We start from the raw sequence: 20,858 nt of genomic DNA on the forward strand, positions 1-20,858 counted from the left end.
AAGCACCCCAAAGTGCGGGATGCCTCTTGAATATTCAATGTATTTGCCTCTATGGCGGCAATCATTACAATTTTGATACCGTTCACAATCAAACTGTTCAGTCGGGTGTGAATGATATTATTTACCAAATGAAGAAGGATCTTCACGCCAGGATTTGAGCAGTTCAAAATCACTCTCCTGGATCGTACCCTCAGCCAAAGCCACATCCATCAGAGCTGTGTAATTGGACAAGGTTTGCAGCGGAATTCCCGCTTCTTCAAAAGCTTTAATTCCTTTGTCGAGCTGATAGCTGAAAATCGCCAGTACAGCCAATGGAGTCGCCCCGGCTACACGTACTGCTTCAGCGGCTTTGATTGAACTGCCACCTGTCGAGATCAGGTCTTCAATGACAACAACCTTCTGCCCCTCAGTGATCAGTCCTTCAATCAGGTTCTCTTTGCCATGTCCTTTGGCTTTATCACGAATGTATGCCATCGGCAGATTCAGCTTTTGCGCCACCCAGGCAGCATGCGGGATACCCGCGGTTGCTGTACCTGCGATGACTTCTGCATCGGGATATTGATCACGAATGATCGCAGCAAAGGCTTCAGCAATGTCGTTACGAATCTCGGGATAAGACATCGTTAGACGGTTATCACAATAGATTGGTGATTTGATGCCGGATGTCCAGGTAAATGGCTGCTGCGGACGCAGCGCCACCGCTTTAATTTTCAACAGTTGGGAAGCAATATGGTTAGGAATCTCAGTAAGTTCGATCATGCGTTTAACATCTCCTTCAAAATGGTTTCTGCTGCTTCACGTGGATTGGGAGCGCCCGTAATTGGTCTGCCTACAACAATGTAATGGCTGCCTCTGGCAATGGCTTCACCTGGCGTCAGGACACGAGTCTGGTCTCCGAGGCCACTTCCCGCTGGGCGGATGCCTGGTGTGACCGTGTGAAAATCACTGCCACAGGCTGCGCGGATCGCCGGTACTTCCAACGGGGAAGCAACGACGCCATCAAGACCTGCCTCATGGGCTAGTCCTGCATAACGGACTACTGCTGCCTCAACGCTTCCCTGGATGCCGATCTCAGCATTCATCGTTTCCTGGCTGGTACTGGTCAGCTGGGTAACCGCAATAATCTCAGGTCTGCGAAGAGAAGGATCAGCAGCTAGAGCCGCCTCAGCACCTTCACGGGCAGCACGCATCATGCTTGTACCTCCAGCTGCATGCACATTGAACATATCCACTCCCAGACGGGTGATGCTTTCAGCACCCCCACGAACCGTGTTTGGAATATCATGCATCTTCACGTCAAGGAATACCGAGTACCCCTTCGACTTCAGCTCGCGAATGAAGTCCGGGCCAGCGGCGTAGAACAGCTGCATGCCCACCTTCAGATAACAGGGAATGCCTTCTAAGGCTTGTACTAATTCCTGAGCCTGCTCCGCTGCGGGATAATCGAGTGCCACCATCAGACGGCCAGCCATTTCGTTGAAATTCGGGTGATTCATATTCCAGCGCTCCTTCCAAAAGCTTGATTTTTCCGTTTTTGCCCGATATAAAGGACATCCCGCCAGCCCGAAGGCTGACTGATGTCCTTGATCAGTGACAAATCGTCTTATTTATTTTACAAGAGCTGGCATAGCCTCAGAGGAGAAGTTGATCGTTTGCAGCATGATCAACAGGGCACGGATCGTATCCAGTGAAGTCATACATACAATCCCGTTCTCTACCGCCTCACGACGAATACGGAATCCGTCACGCTGCGGGGTTTTGCCTTTGGTCAGCGTATTGAACACAAAGTTTGCTTCGCCGCTGCGGATCATATCGAGAATGTTCGGCGAACCTTCACTTAATTTGTTCACCGTCGTCACCGGAATGTTCGCTGCTTCAAGCGCAGCTGCCGTACCTCCGGTAGCCATGATTTTGTATCCCAGTCTATAGAAACCTTCAAGCAGTGGAACAGCTTCCTCTTTGTCTTTGTCCGCTACCGTTACCACGATTGCTCCGGTGGCCGGGATCTTCATGCCTGCACCGATAAGACCTTTGAACAACGCTTTAGCGTAATTCGGGTCACGGCCCATAACCTCACCTGTGGATTTCATCTCAGGTCCAAGCGTTGGTTCCACACGACGCAGCTTCGCGAAGGAGAAGACCGGAACTTTTACGGAAACATGATCCGATTCAGGCCATAGACCGTCGACATATCCGAGGTCTTTCAGCTTCACGCCCAGAATGGCTTGTGTTGCCAGGTTCGCCATCGGAATGTTAGTTACTTTGCTCAGGAAAGGTACTGTACGGGATGAACGCGGGTTCACCTCGATGATGTACACTTGACCCTTATGGATAACAAACTGGATGTTAACCAAACCGATCGTTTTCAGTTCTTTTGCAATCTTGATTGTAATCTCTACAATTTTCTCTTTGAGATCCTGGGACAGGTGCTGTGGCGGATAAACCGCGATGGAGTCACCGGAGTGAACCCCTGCGCGCTCGATATGCTCCATGATACCCGGAATCAATACCGTTTCACCATCACAGATCGCGTCAACCTCAACCTCTTTACCCATCATGTAACGGTCGATCAGGACCGGATGCTCCGGATTGATTTTAACCGCCTGCTCCATATATGTCAGCAATTCTGCATCGGAGTATACAATCTCCATCGCACGACCGCCGAGTACATAGGAAGGGCGAACCAGTACCGGGTAACCCAGACTTTGAGCCGTTTCAACCGCATCATCTACCGAAATGACTGTTTTTCCTTTTGGTTGTGCAATTTCCAGACGGGAGAGCAAACGCTCGAACTTCTTGCGATCCTCTGCCTCATCAATGTTTTCCAGATCTGTTCCGAGAATCGTTACACCAGCGGCACGTAGTGGTGCTGCCAGGTTGATTGCTGTTTGACCACCAAACTGTACGATAACACCTACCGGCTGTTCCTGTTCGATAACGTTCATTACATCTTCGAAGAACAGGGGTTCAAAGTACAAGCGATCCGATGTATTAAAGTCCGTAGACACCGTCTCCGGGTTGTTATTGATGATAACTGCTTCATAGCCTGCTTTTTGCAGAGCCCATACCGCGTGTACTGTGGAGTAGTCAAACTCAATCCCTTGACCGATCCGGATTGGACCAGAACCAAGTACGACTACTTTTTTCTTATCTGAAGGAATGACTTCATTCTCAGTTTCGTAAGTAGAGTAGTAATATGGCGTTGTTGCTTCAAACTCAGCTGCACATGTATCTACCATTTTGTAGACTGGGCGAAGGTTTTCCTCTTCACGACGTGCTCTGATTTCAGCTTCTTTCGTCAGCGTACCTCCTGGTTGACCTTCAGCCCGCAGCTCAGCAATGGCACGGTCTGTGAAGCCAAGACGCTTCGCTTGATACAAGGTTTCGGAGGACAATTCGGATTCCTCACGAATGCGATCTTCGAAGCGGATCAGCCCTTCGAGTTTATCCAGGAACCACCAGTCAATCTTCGTCAGATCTTGAAGCTGTTGCAATGTATACCCTCTGCGGAATGCTTCAGCGATCAGGAAGATACGCTCATCGTCGGCTTTGACCAGACGCTCGTTCAGCGTTGCTTCATCCAGGGTTTCGGCATCTTTCAGATACAGACGGTGTACGCCGATTTCCAGGGAACGAACAGCTTTATGAATTGACTCTTCGAATGTACGGCCAATCGCCATAACTTCGCCTGTCGCTTTCATCTGTGTACCCAGTTTGCGGTTCGCTGAGATAAACTTGTCAAACGGCCAGCGTGGGATTTTGCTCACGATATAGTCCAGTGTTGGCTCAAAGCATGCATATGTTTGGCCTGTTACCGGGTTCACGATTTCGTCCAGTGTGTAACCCATGGCAATTTTGGCAGCCATCTTAGCAATTGGATAGCCCGTTGCTTTGGAAGCTAGTGCCGAAGAGCGGCTTACCCGTGGGTTAACTTCGATAACATAGTACTGGAAGCTGTGCGGATCAAGCGCAAACTGTACGTTACATCCACCTTCGATGTTGAGGGCACGGATGATTTTCAGGGAAGCTGAGCGCAGCATTTGATATTCACGGTCAGACAGCGTCTGGCTTGGTGCCACAACGATACTGTCACCTGTATGAACACCTACCGGGTCAAAGTTTTCCATGTTGCAGACTACGATACAGTTATCGTTCTTGTCACGCATAACCTCATACTCGACTTCTTTCATGCCAGCAATGCTTTTCTCCACCAGACATTGCCCGATCGGGCTGTAACGAATTCCTGCTGCTACGGTTTCGCGCAGTTCTTCTTCGTTGGAACAGATCCCGCCGCCTGTTCCACCAAGCGTGTAGGCTGGACGGACGATGATTGGATAACCAATCTCATTCGCAAAATCAAGTGATTCCTCAAGTGTTGTTACGATTACACTCTCGGGTACAGGCTGTTCCAGTTCACGCATCAGATCACGGAACAAATCACGGTCTTCCGCTTTCTCAATGGATGTGAGCTGTGTTCCGAGCAGTTTGACATTCTCACGCTCAAGGACGCCAGCACGTGCCAGTTCCACAGCCATGTTCAGACCCGTTTGACCGCCAAGGGTTGGCAGCAAACCGTCTGGACGTTCCTGACGAATGATTTGCGTTACAAAATCCAGTGTAATCGGTTCAATGTACACTTTATCAGCCATGTTGGTATCCGTCATAATCGTAGCCGGGTTGCTGTTGATGAGTACAACTTCCACGCCTTCTTCTTTCAGTGCCTGGCATGCTTGTGTACCGGCATAGTCGAACTCGGCCGCTTGACCGATGACGATTGGACCTGAACCAATCACCAGGATTTTTTTGAGATCTTTGTTAATCGGCATGTTATTGTGCTCCTTTCACTGCGGCTGCCAATACGGCTTGACGCGGCTGTTGCGGGTGAGTAATCTTGTGCTCCCGAATCATCTCGATGAAGCGGTCAAACAGATAGCTGTTATCATATGGCCCTGGCGCTGCTTCCGGGTGATACTGAACGGAAAACGCCGGGAATGTTTTATGTTTCAGACCTTCAATGGTCTTATCATTATTGTTGATATGTGTCACTTCAAGCTCCGTATTTTTCACGGATTCTTCGTTTACGGTGTAACCGTGGTTCTGGGATGTGATGAAGCAACGTCCGCTCTCCAGTTCTTTAACCGGGTGGTTTCCGCCGCGGTGTCCAAACTTGAGTTTCTCTGTATCGGCTCCTGCCGCAAGTGCGAACAGTTGGTGCCCCAGGCAGATTCCGAAGATCGGATATTCGCCGAGCAGTTCACTGATCATTTTAACCGCGTGAGGAACGTCTTTCGGATCCCCAGGGCCGTTGGACAGCTGGATGCCATCCGGGTTCATGCGGCGGATTTCGTCCGCTGTTACATCATGCGGAACTACAACAACGTCACAGTTACGTTTGCTGAGTTCACGCAAAATCCCTGTTTTGGCACCGTAGTCAACCAATACAATGCGTTCACCCGTTCCCGGGCTGTTGTAAACATGTTGAGTAGAAGTCATAGGAACCTGGTTACGCAGCTCAGCGATGCTGGTGTCTCCCATCATCTCCAGCAACTCTTCCACAGGTTTCGATCCTGTTGTGAGAATTCCTTTCATTGTGCCGTGGTGACGAATCCGGCGAGTCAGCATCCGTGTATCAATCTCGCTGATTCCTACGATGCCATACTCTTTAAGCAAATCGTCTACGCTGTATTCCGCACGCCAGTTACTTGGTGTCGGCTCATGACGACGTACCACAAAACCATGTACGAATGGACGAATCGACTCGAAGTCGTCACGCGTAATGCCGTAGTTACCAATCAGTGGGTACGTCATGGTTACGATTTGACCGCAATAAGAAGGATCCGAAAGCACCTCTTGATAGCCTGTAATTCCCGTATTAAAAACGACCTCACCTGTTGTTTCACCTTCAGCACCGAATGCTTTCCCGGTGAACAGTGTGCCGTCTTCCAACAATAATCTTGCCTGTGCCTGCATCCCATTTCACTCCTCTGTGTTTATCAACGTTGAATACTTTGAGTTGAACATGGGGGACGTTACGTTTGGTGCGGCTCCGTGGGCAGAAAACCCTTTGATCGCTGTTATCCCCGGATTACTTTGATCCCATTCTTCAAATGGAGTAATCCGGTGATAAAGGCGAACGCTTTGCTTCTTCGGGTTCTTTCTGCCCACTCCACAGTTACGTTGGTGTCCATGTTCAAAAGCATTATTCAACTTTTCTTTGTTTCGTATGTTTGACTCTCGGCATGGTCTGCCTCGAGTTAGTTGTAAAGTTGTTACTGGTCTATACATTGTTAATTTAAAGCTATGAAGACTAGTTGTTTGATCAATTATTCAAAACCTGATGATGTAATTGATGTAGCGGTTCAGCAAGGTGCCGTTTTACTGTTGTACCGTGTTTTTCCACACGCTTTTGCCGTCCACCCATGTTTGTGTGGCCCAGCCTTTCAGCTTCCAGCCTGTGAATGGTGTGTTTCTTCCTTTGGTTGCGAACGTTGCAGGATCAACCGCTTTTTCCTCGTTCAGGTCAATCATCGTGATATCCGCTGGTGCTCCCTCTTCCAGCTTGCCAGTATCCAGTCGGAATACCCTTGCCGGATCAGATGTCATGCGTTTCACGAGGAAGTCCAGGCTCCAAAGCCCTGTTTCCACAAACTTCGTGTACAACAGCGGGAAAGCCGTCTCGAATCCAACGATACCGAACGGTGCCAGCTCCATACCTTTTGCTTTCTCTTCTTCGCTATGCGGCGCGTGATCGGTAACGATCATATCCAGCGTTCCGTCCAGCAAACCTTCGATACAAGCTTGCACGTCGCGTGGTGAGCGTAGGGGCGGGTTCATCTTCCAGTTGGCATCCATACCTGGGATATCCTCATCCGACAATACCAGATGGTGCGGACATACCTCAGCAGTTACTTTAATACCGATGGACTTCGCCAGACGAATCAAGCGAACCGACTGCTCCGTACTTACGTGGCAGACGTGGTAGTGAACTCCCGTTGCTTCTGCAAGCAGGATATCACGGCCTACGTGGATGGCCTCGGATTCATTAGGGATACCTTTGATACCATGACGCTTCGAAAACTCGCCTTCTGTCACATATCCGCCAACTACCAATGAGTCGTCTTCGCAGTGAGCGATGACTGGCATATCCATACTTGCTGCGAGGCTCATAGCATCTTTCATCATTTGAGCGTTTTGTACGCCCACCCCATCATCCGTGAATCCAATCGCACCCGCTTCTTTCAATGCGGCGAAATCCGTAAGTTCACGTCCAAGCTCGTTCTTCGTAATAGCTGCATAAGGCAGTACTTTAACCAGGTCGGCTTCTTTGGCTTTATCCAAAACCAACTTAACGACATCTGCGCTGTCGGTTACCGGTCTTGTGTTTGGCATACATGCAATCGTTGTAAAACCACCTTGTGCTGCCGAACGGGCACCCGTCTCGATCGTCTCTTTATGCTCGAATCCAGGTTCACGCAGATGCACGTGCATATCAATCAAACCGGGAATGACCAGTTTGCCTGAAGCATCGGTTACGCTATGCGCTGATTGCTCTGCTTTCAGTACCGCTTCGTCTTCCACTCCAGCGATCTTTTGAATTTTTCCTTCATCTATAATGATCGTTTTCCGTTCAAGTTCCCCTTGATGATTCAAGATGTTCGCGTTCTTTATAATCTGTAGCATAATTGCCCTCCGCTTCGGTTCTGTCCGACTTGCCAGACAAGCCGGGTGATTTTCTTTATCGTGTACCCTCACATTGCTCTATAAGAACTTCCGTCCCGTCAGCCTATGACCCACAGCCAGACCCTGTTACAGTTTCATCGCACGTTCCATGACCGCCATGCGGATTGGAACACCGTTTGCCATCTGCGGGAAGATCCGCGATGCTGCGCTCTCCACTACCGCGTCATCTACCTCGACATTTCGGTTCACAGGAGCAGGGTGCATAATGATTGTGCTTGGTTTCAGGCGTGATGCCCGTTCTTCCGTCAATCCGTAGTGTTCGCGATAATCCTCAGCCGAAGTAATCAGGCCATGTTTATGACGTTCCAGTTGAACTCGGAGCATCATGACTACATCCGCATCGAGTGCTTCTTCCAGACCTACATAAGGCGCGTGTTCTGCGAGCTCCGGTGCCTGCATCGTTTGCGGTGCGCAGAAGCGCACATCCGCACCAAACTTTTGCAGTGCCCACAGATTGGAGCGAGCTACCCGGCTATGCAGGATGTCTCCGATGATCGACACACGCAAACCTTTCAGCTCACCGAAAGCCTTCCGCATCGTGTAGAGATCCAACAACGCCTGGGTAGGGTGCTCGTTATTCCCGTCTCCGGCATTCACCAGTGGAACATTCACTTTCTGAGCCAGTTGTTGCAGAACACCCGAAGGTTTCAACCGAATCACTCCTGCGTCAATGCCCATGGACTCCAGTGTGCGTACCGTATCATAGATGGATTCACCTTTCTCCACGCTTGATGCAGCCGCCGTGAAGTTCAGTACTTGTGCACCCAGACGTTTTTCTGCCATCTCAAATGAGAAGCGAGTACGCGTGCTGTTCTCGAAGAACATGTTGGCTACGAAGTGGGATTCCAGTATAGGAACCAGTTTCTCCTTCTGCGCTTCCCAGTGTGCTGCTCTGTTCAGAATGGAGTCGATCTCATCGCGGCTAAGGTCCTTAAGGCCAAGCAAGCTCCGGTCCTTCAATGCTAGTTGTGTAATCATCATGCCTGTTCCCCCCGGTTCTGAATGATCTTGACTTCGTCCTGTCCGTCCGTTTCTATCAGTGCAACCTCGATCTCCTCTGATTTAGAAGTCGGCACATTCTTGCCGATAAAATCAGGTCGAATCGGAAGTTCCCGGTGTCCGCGATCTGCGAGAACCGCCAGCTGAATGTTCTGTGGTCTTCCACAATCCATCAGGGCATCCATCGCTGCGCGAATCGTACGTCCGGTATAGAGCACATCATCGAACAAAATCACTTTTTTGTTATGAATTGAAAGTGATTCAGGTGTCATCGTCAACAGTTCCTTGCGATTCGCTTTATTCTCTTCCAAGCGATCATCGCGATAAGGGGTCACATCGAGTTCTCCCCAAGGGATCGGTGTACCTTCGATTTCTTCAATCTTGGCGGCGATCCGTTCTGCGAGGTATACACCCCGTGTTCGAATTCCGATAAGTACACAACCCTCAATACCTTTGTTTTTTTCCAAAATCTCATGGGCAATCCGTGTTAATGCGCGGCGGATCGCGGTTTCATCCATAATGACATGTGTCTCTGTGCTCATGCGTTCAGCCTCCTCAGGATTTACCTTTCAGATCATGGCCCCGTGACGAGGAGAACAAAAAAGACTCCTTGCCGTGTTCATTGGCAAGGAGTCTCCGAACTTCAGACCGCTCTGAAGAAAGTTTACTCTCGGGATGCATCGCTTGATTTGCCGCAGCAAAAAACGATGTATCGTTCACGTTACCTTGCCAGTCTCACGGGACTGATTTAAAGGTGCTATTCATGTCGTTCATATTGCAGGACCTCACAGGGTTCTGTACTCAATATGTCCGTTTGTCTTCATGAATTATGACAGAAAGACAACCCTCTGTCAACACCTCAACATCACAGGCGAAATTCCTCTACTGTATTCCCTTAGAATCAGCAGTTCGGCTGAAAAACATCCAAACACATCACATTTCATTCGTTATTCATAATTATACAATAATTCTGTATATTTATCCATAGGCAATTGCGGAGAATCTTACAGCCAAAATAATCCTCTGACTATACTCAACGTTGGGACAGAGTCTAATTTTAGAGTTCAACGTCCAGAAACACGGAATACATGAAGGCTCTGCATTAGTACCCAGCGAAATGGGTAAAGTTTATAAACATGAAACAATTCATAGATGCTTCAATAAAGCCGATATACATAAGGATTTACAAATACGCGACATAGAAATAAGATAAGACCTACATTTATTTACATTTAGGAGGAAGTTATGCGTCACATTTGGCAAGTTTACAAAACAGACTGGTTGCATATTTTGAAGGTTCCCACAGGTATTTTTCTAATTGTGGCTATTATTTTACTACCCGGGGTGTATGACTGGGTCAACGTGAAGTCCGTATGGGACCCATACAGCAACACCCAAGGGATCAAAATTGCGGTGACAACCGAGGACAAGGGTGCAACTGTTGCAGGAACTAATGTCAATATTGGAGACGAACTGGTGTCCAGCCTGAAACAGAACGAAAAGCTGGGATGGACTTTTGTGGGCCAGGCTGAGGCTGATCGTGGTGTGCAAACAGGAGAGTATTATGCAAGCCTGCTCATTCCTGGGGACTTTTCAACCAAAATTACAGGTATCGTTGACGGGAAGCTGGAGCGCACAGAGGTAATCTATACCGTTAATGAGAAGGTTAATGCCATCGCTCCAAAAATCACGGGTTCCGGTGTATCTGCGATAACAACACAAATCAATGAAAATTTCACTGAAGCCGTCAGTCAGGCTGTTCTAACCAAATTGAAGGAAGCCGGAGTTGAGATCAATGCCCAGCTTCCAACTTTGCGCAAGATGGAGAATGGCATATTCACGCTGGAGAAAAATCTTCCGGATATACAAGCTGCAGGTCAAAAGGTACTGGAAGTAGAAAAAGCCATGCCTGGTATCGTAAAAGATGCTCAAAAGATCGTCGAGATCGAAAAAAAACTGCCTGAAATCAATGAAGCCGCACAGTATGTGCTCAAGGTGCAGGAGTATTGGCCACAAATTAATGATGCAGCATCCGAGGTGTTGGCTATTCAGGGGCGTATTCCCGATATTCAAAAAGCCGTAGAACGTATTCAAGAAGTGGATGCAAACTTTGGTCAGGTATCAGGTGTCATCCAAACTGCCCTGGATAAAACCAATAAGGCTCTCTCTATCGTAACGGCCGCAGAGCAAGATCTGGACAAAGTATCCCAAATCGCTGGTAACGGGATTGAGCTGGCCGAAGGCTTAAATCACTTTGTGGATTCCAGTGAAGAAGCATTTCAGGCTATAGGCCCGGCGATTCGGCAAAACCTGCTGCTGGTGCAGCAAATATCAAACGCTGCATCAGACGTATTTGGGCAATTGCAGAATACAGATCTTAATAACCTGCCGACAGCAGAAGATCTGGACCGGATCGCTGCCCGTTTGGGGATTGCAGTAAGACTCGTCGACAGTATGGCAGAACTACTGGGCAAAATCGACAACTTACTTCCAAGCCATCCACTTGCTAATAAAATTACGCAGCTGAACACCATTTCAGATAAACTTCAGCTGCAAATCCGCCTGACAGGGATTATCAGTGATGCTCTGCGTCGTAATACAACTCCGCCCGCAGACGTCATCGCCCAGTTAAATGCTCTCTCCAAGGACATTAGCAGCGGCATTGGCAATATCATGAACACCTACGAGAGCGAAATATCGCCGGCTCTTGCGGCTGGTGCGGATAAGCTGAGGTCTATCCTTTCCACTTCAGCAGATACACTACAGGAAGCAAGAGATCGAATTCCGGATATCGCGGACATTCTTGCGTCAGCCAAAGAAGGGATTACGTTTGGGCAGACTGAATTGACAAAAATCCAGAGCGAACTGCCTCAAATACAATCTAAGATTCATGAGATATCGGAGACACTCGCGAATAAAAGTGAAGGCTTCATCCAAGCTTTGAACACAGTATCTTCATTAATTCGAAACGATCTGCCCAAGCTGGGCACCAAGCTGAATGAAGCGGCTAATTTTGTTCGGAACGATCTGCCCAATGCCGAGAAACAGATAGGCAAGGCATCCGATTTTGTACAGAACCAGCTTCCGGAGGTCGAACAAGGAGTACATCGTGTTGCCACGCTTGTACGTGATGATTTGCCAGCATTGGAAAGTGCCATCAGCAAGGCAGCAGACAAACTTAGAGAAGTCGAAGGTAATAACCAGTTTGCCGAGCTCGCCAAGCTTTTGCGCGGCGACATTGAAGAAGAGAGTGCTTTCCTAGCAAGTCCGGTGAAAATCAAGGAACAACAGCTTTACCCGATTCCGAATTACGGATCAGCCATGTCACCATTTTATGGCGTGCTGTCCTTGTGGGTCGGCTCAACGCTACTGATTTCCCTGCTTCGTGCCGAAGCTGAGAATCCAGAAGGCAAGTTCCGGGGATACGAGTTGTATCTTGGACGTCTTGCCACTTTTCTGACTATTGGATTGCTTCAAGCGATCTGTGTCAGCCTGGGAGATATATTGATCCTCGGCACCTATGTCGCAGATAAAGTGTGGTTTGTCTTGTTTGCCATGCTGGTGAGTGCCGTATTTGTCACCATAACGTACACCCTGCTGTCCGTTTTTGGGAATATCGGAAAAGGGATCGCGATCATCTTCATGGTGTTTCAGTTCTCCAGCTCCGGCGGTACGTTTCCAATCAGCATGACATCGCCCTTTTTCCAGGCATTGAATCCGTTCATGCCCTTCACATATGCGATTAGTCTACTGCGTGAGTCGGTCGGCGGCATCTTGTGGTCGACTGCCTTCAAGGATATTCTGTGGTTGTGCATGTTCATCGCGCTGAGTCTCATCGTTGCTCTCGCTTTGAAACGTCCACTCAGCAGTCTCACCAAACGTTCAGCCGAGAATGCCAAGAAGACCAAAATCATTGCTTAAAATCGTCCGTGAGACCCTCTGCGTAATCAACGCAGTGGGTCTTTTGTTTATCCCAACATGTACATATCGAATGAATCATACCAAACAAGACAAGGCCATTGGATTTAAAGTCCAATGGCCTTGTCTCATTATAAAGATAATTAAAATCTCTGATTATTTCACTGTACGTTCCTGTTCCAACTGATCATAGGACTGCTTAATGGTTGTTAAAGTTTCTACATGACGGTAGATGTTGTTCCCTGCGGTGACGAGAATACATATCATGATCAAGCCTATTAGCACTTTTTTACCCAGCCCCTGACGAAGACCGATGACGAAGCCCCCACCGAGGAGGAAAAACGCAAACAGATAGTGTCCTGCATACAGGTACATATCGTATTGAAATACCGCCAGCCCGAAACCAACAACGATATGAAGTAAAAAGGCAAACAGAATGTATGGCACAAGAGTCCACACTTCCCGTTCACGGATGCCTTTGATAAACCCAGTGAGCGCCAGCAACAGGATAAATATACCCGTAAGCTGAACATAGATCGGATTGGAACCGGTCAAATCTGTTACAAACGCGACCATACCCGGGTCCAGCAAATGTACTTTCGGTGACAGCATCGGATTAATCGTTAGCAAACTTAGAGCTTTCCAATGAGCTGCGAACTGGAATGGAGTGGCATAGCTTGTTCCCCCATTTTGAATGCCAAGCAGCCAGTTACTGACCCAACTGCGACCGCCAAACGCGATGTATTGGATTCCTGTCAATACTACGATGAAGGCAACGGCCAGTGCCATAATCCCGATATACTTTTTCCAACCAGACTTGTTACGCCACGTACGCAAATTGAAAAACATGGCTGCCGTAAATGGTACAATGTTGGTCGACGTCAGTCCGAAGTTGATGGATGCCAGCAGCGCATTCGGGATGTAACGGACATCTTTCCGTTCCCGGGTGTATTGCATATACAGCACAGAGAACAGGATAACAAACTGTACGTACGGATACGAATCCGGAATCAACGCGGTAAACATCAGATAGGAGCTGAAACCGAACAATAAAGCGAAAAGTAACGGTGTGGTGATTTGTTTATCTTTTTGATTTAAAAACAGAAACACCAGCACAACCGAACCCGCATTCACAAGGGACTGCAGGACAAGAAAGAACCAATTCCCGCCCAGCAATTGAGCACCTGCTTCAAGCGTGACCGCTAGAAATGAAATTAACGGATGAATAACCGAAGAACTGTTGCTTCCGTAATACATGGAAGGATCGAAGTTAAATAAATTAAGTGGAAACTGCGTCGTACTAAATGGCGTGTATGACCCAAGTAGCTCTGCGTGATTCGCAATGTACGTCACGTAAGGTCCATTCATGAGAGCGTAAAAAAGAGCAAAACCCGCAAACAGGCCAAATGCCGTCCAATTGGTCCTGCGATTATAAAATATGTAGTCCAAAAATTTCATGCATTCACATCCAGTTTCATTATTCTAGAAAACCAATAAACACAACCCGCCCATAATACAAGTGACACCGATCCAGCGCAAAGGACCCACTGCTTCCTTAAAGGCAAACCGCGCTATAATGAGCGTCCACACATACGTTAACGCATTGGCTGGCAGCACAACCGTTAAGGGAAGAAATTTCAACAATACAATGTTCAGCAGCGCACCTGTACCATAGAATCCTAGCCCCATTAAAACATGCAGCTTTTTGCGGCTGGTAGCGTAGGCTTTCAAACCCGCTCCCCCCATCGCTCCACACAGGGTCATTGCAATTAATACAGCAATCATCCAGCTATCGATCAACACTGGTCAACGTCACCCCAATTCCAAGCAGCACAACAGCGGCCAACTTCTGCACCGTAATTTCTTCTCCTAGCAAAAAGTATCCATAGATCAGCGCAAACACATAGCTTGCACACATCAAAGGATAGGCCACAGACAGCTTTTCCAAAGCAAAAGCCTTGATCATCAAAATGGCACCCAGCCCATAACAGAGAAAGCCGATGCCCAGATAGATCCACTCGGTCAGCCCCCACTTCCAGAACAATTGGCCTGTCGCTGTAAGAAAAGCGGAGACCAGCATCAACAGCTTGCCTGTATGGCGCCCTTTTATCTCCCCCACGACAATGCCTCCATCTCTGGCACGCGCTTGTTAATAAAGTATCGCTGACTCACCAACTGCATCACTGGAAGATCGGATAAGGAGTCGGAGTAGGAGCAGGATTGATCATAATCAATCACCATCTTTTTCTCATCCAGATAGGCCTGAATTCGACGAACCTTCTCATCCCCTTTGCAATTGCTGCCATCAATCCTACAGGTATAGCCATTCGAGTGACGAACCAGATCGGTACCAATGACATGATCCACCCAGGGAAAGTTTTTAAAATATTTCATATAGGCATGCGGAGATGCGGTCACCAGCAATACATGATAGCCTGCTTCCTTACGGTGCTGCATCTCTACACTTGCCTCCGCAAAAATGGCAGTACGCAATCGTGTATCAAAAAAATGCTCCAGATCATTTTCGGACATGCGTTCAATGCTTTTGAAATAGGAACGTTTGACACGCTCAACCGTCATCAGACCTGCCTTGAACAGCGCGGTATGAAATGCAATTACAGGCAATCTCCATACCTGCCATGGGTAACGGCGAACGCCGTAATGTACAAACTGAAACATGGAATCTCTGCGTATAATCGTTTTATCAATATCAAAGATGGCGATTTTCGTGCTTTTCACCCTGATCCCCTCTACCTTCCAGACTCAAACTTTTATTCAAAAATAGCAAAAATCGAAATAACACTTATGACATACAAAATGACCGTGATCAAGATGGGCTTGTCCTCAAATAGAACTCGATCTGGGGAACCACCTTGGTTCTTCATATGAATCAGATACAGATAGCGGAACATGCCGTATATAACCAAAGGAATCGTCCACATTAAATGAATGGTACGATCGGATGTGAACGTAAAGAGCGAATAGCTAATAATGGTCGCCGTTGTGACAATGGTATTGAACTGATCCAATAACGTTATCGAGTAGTTATCCAATACTTTACGGTGTGAACCAGTATTTCCCTCAAGCAGGGTGAGTTCATTCCTCCGTTTGCCGATAGCCAGGAACAGGGACAGCAGCATCGTACAGATGAGGAACCACGGCGTAAATGGCACATGGATCAGGACACCGCCTGCAATCGCACGAAGCACAAATCCAGCCGCAATGGTCATCATATCCAAAATAACGAGATGTTTGAGTACAAATGAGTACGACACATTCAATAGGAAATAAACAATACATAATACTCCGAATAATGGGTTCATCACGAAGGCTGTCCCGACGGAAAGAATTAATAACAGAATTCCGAACAACAAGGCGTGAGCCGGGTTGACCTGTCCAGAAGCAAGGGGACGGAACATCTTCACTGGATGCTGACGATCTCTGTCGCGATCTACATAATCGTTTAAAATATAAACGCAGCCTGCAACAAGGCTAAATAAAATAAAACCTAGCAAAGTCGATAGAATGGTCTCCGTCCGAATCTCCTCAAAAGAAAAAAGTAGCGCGGCAAACAACAGCAAATTTTTGGTCCATTGTTTTGGTCTCAATAGTTTAAGCAAGCCTGAAACGGTATTGCCTGTCCCTGCAGCAGGTGTGGACACGGTATTGGTACGAGATGATAACAATTTCCATAACTCCCTTCAAAAGCAACTTCTGACTATAATAAATAACGTAAAGATCTAATCATATGTTGCTTGTATAATTTTGTAAAGGTATTACAGGGAGAAATTATATTTTTTTGCATAAAAAAAGAGACCGTTTCCGGTCTCTTCTTTCTTTACTTTACATCATTATGATTATGTGAATTAATTAAAATTCGAATTGCACGTCGCTCAGGCGGCGTTTAATTTCAGCGATAACACGTTTCTCTTCTTCTTCCCCTTTAGCTTCAAAGGTAACGGAGAAACGAACAAAGTTACCTGCATCATCCCAAGGCACCGAAGAGATCAGTTTCTCACGGATCAGGAACTGGGAGAAGTCTTCGCCTGATTCAAAGCGGCGACCTCCGACAATACCTTTTGGAGCTTCAACATAAAGGAAGAAGGAACCTTTAGGTTTCTCAGCCTGGAAGCCCAGCTCGTTCAGTGCAGCTACCAGCAGGTCGTGACGACGGGAATATTTCTCGGCGATTTTTTCCGTGATTTCCGGGTGGTTCAATCCATAAGCAGCAGCCTTTTGGATCGCGATGAACTGACCAGAGTCATTGTTGTCTTTCACGTCGCTGAATGCTTTGACAACAAGCGGGTTACCTGCAACAAAACCAATTCTCCAACCTGTCATGTTGTAGGACTTGGACAGGGAGTGTAATTCCACGCCCACATCCTTCGCACCAGGTACAGACAGGAAGCTGAACGGTTTTTTGCCGTCATAAGTCAATGCTGCGTATGGAGCATCATGTACAACGACTACGCTGTATTTCTTCGCCCATTCAACCACTTCCGTAAAGAACTCCACGGTAGCACTCGCGCCCGTTGGGTTATTCGGATAGTTCAGATAGAGCAACTTCGCACGTTTCGCAATATCTTCCGGAATAGCCGACAGATCTGGCAGGAAGTTGTTCTCCTTGGTCAATTGAATGTTGAACACTTCACCACCCAGGTATTTGGTGTGTGTACCCATAACCGGATACCCTGGCACCGTCATAATCGTTACATCACCTGGATTGATGAAGCAAGAAGGCATCATCGCCAAAGCTGGCTTGGAACCGATGGAATGCACAATTTCAGTTGATGCATCGATACCTTCAACATTAAATACATTTTTCAGGTAAGCAGCTGCCGCTTCCTTGAATTCAGGAATACCGTTATCCGCGTATCCACGGTTTTCAGGTTTGGAGGCTTGCTCCGCCAATGCAGCTACGATGCCTGCATCTGCCATCTCGTCTGGTTCACCTACGCCGAGGTCAATCAATTCTACATTGGGAAAATCTTTTTTAGCCGAAGCTTTGGCACGTTTGATTTTCTCGAATTTATAGATGTTGGTGTCTTTACCATAGTTGGAGCCGCCAATACGGTCGGCAAAATTAGTCTGAATGTACGTTTCCTGATATTTATCGATACTCATGATTTTGTTCATCTCCTCATTTGACGCAAATTTCTACACTTTAATATGAAGCATTTGCGCGTTCAAAACCATGGACAAATTATCCGAACATTTGTACTTTCTCGAGCTGTCAGCGGCTACGCAGTGAGGCTAGAACATCTTCCATATCCTGCGGAAGCGGAGCTGTAAATTCAAGGTATTCTCCGGTCGTTGGATGTACAAAACCGAGAATCGCAGCATGCAGGGCTTGTCCCTGCATTTTGATTCCTTTGTTACGACCATACGTCGGATCTCCAACAAGCGGATGACCAATGAACTTCATGTGAACACGAATCTGGTGGGTACGCCCTGTCTCCAATTTCAGTTCCAACAACGTGTAGTCATTGATGCGCTCCGTGACGGTGAAATGCGTAACCGCATGTTTACTGTTACGCTCTGTAACGGTGTACATTTTGCGATCATTGGTATCTCGACCAATGGGTGCATCAATCGTACCCTGATCATGGCTAAGATGCCCATGAACGAGTGCAATATATCGTCTATTCACACTATGCTCTTTGAGCTGAGCAGCCAGCGAGGCGTGAGCACGATCATTTTTGGCAGCCATAATTAGACCTGATGTGTCCTTATCAATCCGATGCACAATACCGGGACGCAGCTCGCCGTTAATGCCTGAGAGATCTTTACAGTGATACATCAGTGCATTAACAAGTGTTCCTGACGTATGCCCTGGTGCTGGATGTACAACAAGGCCACGCTGTTTGTTAATAACGATCAAATCACTATCTTCATACACCACTTCAAGCGGAATATCTTCAGCAATAATCTCCACAGTCGTCGGCTCAGGGATCAGAAGCTCTATCAGATCACCTTCAGATAATTTGGTGTTAGCTTTGACTTTAACTCCGTTCACCGTTACGAATCCGTCTCCGATCCACAATTGAACTTGGGAGCGCGATACGTTATCCATGGATTCTGTAATATATTTGTCAATTCGTTCTTTTTTATGTTCAGCGGCAACCGTCCATTCCATACGATCATTGCCATTCAAGAGTTCATCGTCATGCGTTGACGTATCTCCGTTATTCTGTTCTTCATTTTGCGTTTTACTCATGATGTTCATTCCCTTCGACCTTTGCGGCTGCTTTCTCGCGCCGTCCTTCAAGCAACGTTTCTACAATAATCAGTACCACACCGATACAGATCGCCGAGTCGGCTATGTTGAAAATGGGAAACGTATAGCTACCAAAATTAAGCTGGATAAAATCGACCACTTCTCCGGTCAAAGCCCGATCCAGGAAGTTACCAATGGCTCCCCCAAGCACCAAACTAAGCGCCACGGGCAGCAATTTGTGCGGAGTATCTTTTACCTTTTGCAAATACCAAACCAAAGCCACCACGACAACCAGTGTAACTACAATAAAGAACCAGCGTTGATCCTGCAAAATACCAAAAGCTGCACCTGAGTTACGATGTGATGTGATGACAAAGAAATTGCCAATCACCGGAATTTCATCTCTAAGTTCCATCCGGGTTGCAATTAGGAACTTCGTTCCCTGATCGACTAAAAATACGATAAAAGCGAGGATATAATACACCACGTTTGTTTGTCACTCCGTTCTTGTCTTTTCCAAACGATACCAGGCTTTACGCCAGACTTGTTCATTGTAGCACAGCTGTTTGGAAATCGTCCACGACGCGGTTAGCCCCAGCCCGGATGGCAAAAACGATAACATTTCCCTTCTGTAATTCTGCACGAAATGGTACATCCTACAACAGAGTTAAAATCCGGAGTCCATACGGAACAGAAAGGGGAAAATGATGTCACATTTCACTGCTAAACAACTGCAATCGTTACGTTCCCAACTGATAACCGAAAAGCGTGACATTGAACATAGACTGGAGCAAAACGAACATTATGGTCTTGGTGATTCCATGAAGCTTCAAACAGGTGAATTATCACCGATTGACAACCATCCAGGTGATGTAGCTACCGAGATGTATGAGCGCGAAAAGGATATTTCTCTGCTGGAGCATGATGAATTTCAACTGGAGCGCATCGATTCTGCCCTGCATTCCATCGAAGAAGGCCATTATGGAACTTGCGCCGTGTGTCAGCAACCTATCCCCTATGAACGCATGCAAGCTGTTCCTTACACCAAATACTGCAAAAAACATCAACCGGAAACCGTTGTCTCCGAAAATCGTCCTGTCGAGGAAGAATTCCTCGCTCCTGCCTTTGGCCGCACAAGCCTGGATGAACGTGACGACCAGAACGGCTTCGACGGCGAAGATGCATGGCAGATTGTTGAAAGTTGGGGCACCTCCAATACTCCGGCTATGGCTGAGGGACGCGACATCGACAGTTATGATGTTATGGCGATTGAAGCCACTGACGAAGTGGAGGGCTGCGTTGAGGCATATGAAAGCTTTGTCGCAACCGATATCTACGGCCATGACGTGTCCATCGTACGTAATCGGCAATATCGACAGTACCTAGAGAACCGTGAAGGTGATGGTCTGTTAGAACCAGATGTCGAGTCAGACGACTCATATTAACCCACGGGTAAACTAATAAGTGTTCAATTCCAGCTGTCGCTGCACAATCCGTACAATATCTGCGATGTAATCACCCACGATGGGCAGATTAAGCGCACCAAGCACTTGTAACACGTAAATGATCGTTGCTGCAAAAAAAGTAAAACCGATGGCGATTCCCACGCCCCTTGCGGCGCCGGACAACAGATTAAGTCCGATCAGCTTCCACGGCCGGTTCAGTAATTCCGTATACTGTGCGATTCGTGAACGTTCGAGTTCATTCGCGAGCCGGTTAGTGAGCTTGTGAAGTTCTTCAATCTTGTCCTCCGCATTCTTGGAATGCGTCGTGGATTCTGAATTAGATGGCGATTGGGTATCCTGTTCGTTCATAATTTACTCAGTTCCTTTGATGTATATAGAATGTCTGCACAATAGAAATCATTGCCCATTTGCTGAAAAACCAAACGAGCCAGGATACAGGATTGATCTCCTGCATCTGAGGCTCGTTGGCATGTCTGTCTCTATATACTGTCCTATTTGAAATAGAGTTACTCTGTCCC

The 20,858-nt window shown here is 47.3% G+C and carries 19 protein-coding genes; 2 read left to right on the top strand and 17 right to left on the bottom strand.

Annotation, left to right across the window (positions count from 1 at the left end):
* Positions 1-117 precede the first annotated feature (117 nt).
* The 7 genes from pyrE to pyrR all read right to left on the bottom strand — a co-directional run bounded on the left by pyrE (position 118) and on the right by pyrR (position 9,281).
* Positions 118-759 carry an orotate phosphoribosyltransferase gene (gene pyrE / locus AC4PM4_RS12150; RefSeq protein WP_062326374.1) on the bottom strand — a complete coding sequence of 214 codons (642 nt, stop codon included), beginning with the start codon at positions 757-759 and terminating at the stop codon, positions 118-120.
* A complete protein-coding gene (pyrF, locus tag AC4PM4_RS12155) occupies positions 756-1,496 on the bottom strand; it encodes an orotidine-5'-phosphate decarboxylase (RefSeq protein WP_072734472.1) in 741 nt (246 codons plus the stop codon). The genes pyrE and pyrF overlap by 4 nt, the downstream gene beginning before the upstream one ends.
* Positions 1,497-1,607: 111 nt before the next feature.
* Entirely contained in the window at positions 1,608-4,826 is a 3,219-nt protein-coding gene (carB, locus tag AC4PM4_RS12160) for a carbamoyl-phosphate synthase large subunit (protein ID WP_063567868.1), read from the bottom strand.
* Position 4,827: 1 nt separating this feature from the next.
* Complete coding sequence (gene carA, locus AC4PM4_RS12165) at positions 4,828-5,970, bottom strand: glutamine-hydrolyzing carbamoyl-phosphate synthase small subunit (RefSeq protein WP_063567867.1); 1,143 nt, start codon at positions 5,968-5,970, stop codon at positions 4,828-4,830.
* Between the two features lie 405 nt (positions 5,971-6,375).
* Entirely contained in the window at positions 6,376-7,680 is a 1,305-nt protein-coding gene (gene pyrC, locus AC4PM4_RS12170) for a dihydroorotase (protein WP_491613693.1), read from the bottom strand.
* Positions 7,681-7,806: 126 nt separating this feature from the next.
* Complete coding sequence (locus tag AC4PM4_RS12175) at positions 7,807-8,718, bottom strand: aspartate carbamoyltransferase catalytic subunit (protein ID WP_491613947.1); 912 nt, start codon at positions 8,716-8,718, stop codon at positions 7,807-7,809.
* Entirely contained in the window at positions 8,718-9,281 is a 564-nt protein-coding gene (pyrR, locus tag AC4PM4_RS12180) for a bifunctional pyr operon transcriptional regulator/uracil phosphoribosyltransferase PyrR (RefSeq protein WP_072734474.1), read from the bottom strand. Before pyrR ends, AC4PM4_RS12175 begins: the two co-directional genes overlap by 1 nt.
* Positions 9,282-9,984: 703 nt before the next feature.
* Between pyrR and AC4PM4_RS12185 the strand changes: the two genes are divergently transcribed.
* Positions 9,985-12,660, top strand: coding sequence for a YhgE/Pip family protein (locus tag AC4PM4_RS12185; RefSeq protein ID WP_491613694.1), 2,676 nt, complete (start codon positions 9,985-9,987; stop codon positions 12,658-12,660).
* Between the two features lie 153 nt (positions 12,661-12,813).
* On the opposite strand, the gene AC4PM4_RS12190 is transcribed toward AC4PM4_RS12185, so the two are convergent.
* From AC4PM4_RS12190 to AC4PM4_RS12230, 9 genes are all read right to left on the bottom strand, one after another.
* Positions 12,814-14,115 (bottom strand): DUF6080 domain-containing protein, encoded by a 1,302-nt coding sequence (locus AC4PM4_RS12190; protein WP_491613695.1) that lies wholly within the window; start codon positions 14,113-14,115, stop codon positions 12,814-12,816.
* A 24-nt stretch (positions 14,116-14,139) separates the two neighbouring features.
* Complete coding sequence (locus tag AC4PM4_RS12195; RefSeq protein ID WP_256338016.1) at positions 14,140-14,442, bottom strand: DMT family transporter; 303 nt, start codon at positions 14,440-14,442, stop codon at positions 14,140-14,142.
* 4 nt (positions 14,443-14,446) lie between these two features.
* Complete coding sequence (locus AC4PM4_RS12200) at positions 14,447-14,737, bottom strand: EamA family transporter (RefSeq protein ID WP_090810048.1); 291 nt, start codon at positions 14,735-14,737, stop codon at positions 14,447-14,449.
* Between the two features lie 26 nt (positions 14,738-14,763).
* Positions 14,764-15,396 (bottom strand): HAD-IB family hydrolase, encoded by a 633-nt coding sequence (locus AC4PM4_RS12205; RefSeq protein ID WP_079696187.1) that lies wholly within the window; start codon positions 15,394-15,396, stop codon positions 14,764-14,766.
* Between the two features lie 32 nt (positions 15,397-15,428).
* Entirely contained in the window at positions 15,429-16,343 is a 915-nt protein-coding gene (locus AC4PM4_RS12210; protein WP_371121651.1) for a decaprenyl-phosphate phosphoribosyltransferase, read from the bottom strand.
* Positions 16,344-16,527: 184 nt separating this feature from the next.
* Entirely contained in the window at positions 16,528-17,781 is a 1,254-nt protein-coding gene (locus AC4PM4_RS12215; protein ID WP_063567860.1) for an LL-diaminopimelate aminotransferase, read from the bottom strand.
* Positions 17,782-17,890: 109 nt separating this feature from the next.
* A complete protein-coding gene (locus AC4PM4_RS12220; RefSeq protein ID WP_090809957.1) occupies positions 17,891-18,874 on the bottom strand; it encodes an RluA family pseudouridine synthase in 984 nt (327 codons plus the stop codon).
* Complete coding sequence (gene lspA / locus AC4PM4_RS12225) at positions 18,867-19,361, bottom strand: signal peptidase II (RefSeq protein WP_024628399.1); 495 nt, start codon at positions 19,359-19,361, stop codon at positions 18,867-18,869. The genes AC4PM4_RS12220 and lspA overlap by 8 nt, the downstream gene beginning before the upstream one ends.
* A 9-nt stretch (positions 19,362-19,370) precedes the next feature.
* The gene (locus AC4PM4_RS12230; protein WP_157258414.1) at positions 19,371-19,517 is read right to left on the bottom strand and encodes a hypothetical protein; all 147 of its coding nucleotides are present in this window, start codon (positions 19,515-19,517) and stop codon (positions 19,371-19,373) included.
* Between the two features lie 64 nt (positions 19,518-19,581).
* Between AC4PM4_RS12230 and AC4PM4_RS12235 the strand changes: the two genes are divergently transcribed.
* On the top strand, positions 19,582-20,319 hold the full coding sequence (locus tag AC4PM4_RS12235; protein ID WP_063567858.1) for a TraR/DksA C4-type zinc finger protein: 738 nt from the start codon (positions 19,582-19,584) through the stop codon (positions 20,317-20,319).
* Positions 20,320-20,331: 12 nt separating this feature from the next.
* Here the strand turns inward: AC4PM4_RS12235 and AC4PM4_RS12240 are convergent, their stop codons facing one another.
* Positions 20,332-20,688, bottom strand: a complete 357-nt coding sequence (locus tag AC4PM4_RS12240; protein WP_063567857.1) for a DUF5665 domain-containing protein — start codon at positions 20,686-20,688, stop codon at positions 20,332-20,334.
* Between the last annotated feature and the right edge of the window lie 170 nt (positions 20,689-20,858).

Source organism: Paenibacillus sp. MDV22-iso6 (assembly GCF_058408365.1).

Excerpts from the sequence above, each read along its gene's own strand:
- pyrE (WP_062326374.1), bottom strand. The coding sequence starts at position 759 with ATGATCGAACTTACTGAGATTCCTAACCATATTGCTTCCCAACTGTTG.
- pyrF (WP_072734472.1), bottom strand. The coding sequence starts at position 1,496 with ATGAATCACCCGAATTTCAACGAAATGGCTGGCCGTCTGATGGTGGCA.
- carB (WP_063567868.1), bottom strand. The coding sequence starts at position 4,826 with ATGCCGATTAACAAAGATCTCAAAAAAATCCTGGTGATTGGTTCAGGT.
- carA (WP_063567867.1), bottom strand. The coding sequence starts at position 5,970 with ATGCAGGCACAGGCAAGATTATTGTTGGAAGACGGCACACTGTTCACC.
- pyrC (WP_491613693.1), bottom strand. The coding sequence starts at position 7,680 with ATGCTACAGATTATAAAGAACGCGAACATCTTGAATCATCAAGGGGAA.
- AC4PM4_RS12175 (WP_491613947.1), bottom strand. The coding sequence starts at position 8,718 with ATGATTACACAACTAGCATTGAAGGACCGGAGCTTGCTTGGCCTTAAG.
- pyrR (WP_072734474.1), bottom strand. The coding sequence starts at position 9,281 with ATGAGCACAGAGACACATGTCATTATGGATGAAACCGCGATCCGCCGC.
- AC4PM4_RS12185 (WP_491613694.1), top strand. The coding sequence starts at position 9,985 with ATGCGTCACATTTGGCAAGTTTACAAAACAGACTGGTTGCATATTTTG.
- AC4PM4_RS12190 (WP_491613695.1), bottom strand. The coding sequence starts at position 14,115 with ATGAAATTTTTGGACTACATATTTTATAATCGCAGGACCAATTGGACG.
- AC4PM4_RS12195 (WP_256338016.1), bottom strand. The coding sequence starts at position 14,442 with ATGATTGCTGTATTAATTGCAATGACCCTGTGTGGAGCGATGGGGGGA.
- AC4PM4_RS12200 (WP_090810048.1), bottom strand. The coding sequence starts at position 14,737 with ATGCTGGTCTCCGCTTTTCTTACAGCGACAGGCCAATTGTTCTGGAAG.
- AC4PM4_RS12215 (WP_063567860.1), bottom strand. The coding sequence starts at position 17,781 with ATGAGTATCGATAAATATCAGGAAACGTACATTCAGACTAATTTTGCC.
- AC4PM4_RS12220 (WP_090809957.1), bottom strand. The coding sequence starts at position 18,874 with ATGAGTAAAACGCAAAATGAAGAACAGAATAACGGAGATACGTCAACG.
- AC4PM4_RS12235 (WP_063567858.1), top strand. The coding sequence starts at position 19,582 with ATGTCACATTTCACTGCTAAACAACTGCAATCGTTACGTTCCCAACTG.
- AC4PM4_RS12240 (WP_063567857.1), bottom strand. The coding sequence starts at position 20,688 with ATGAACGAACAGGATACCCAATCGCCATCTAATTCAGAATCCACGACG.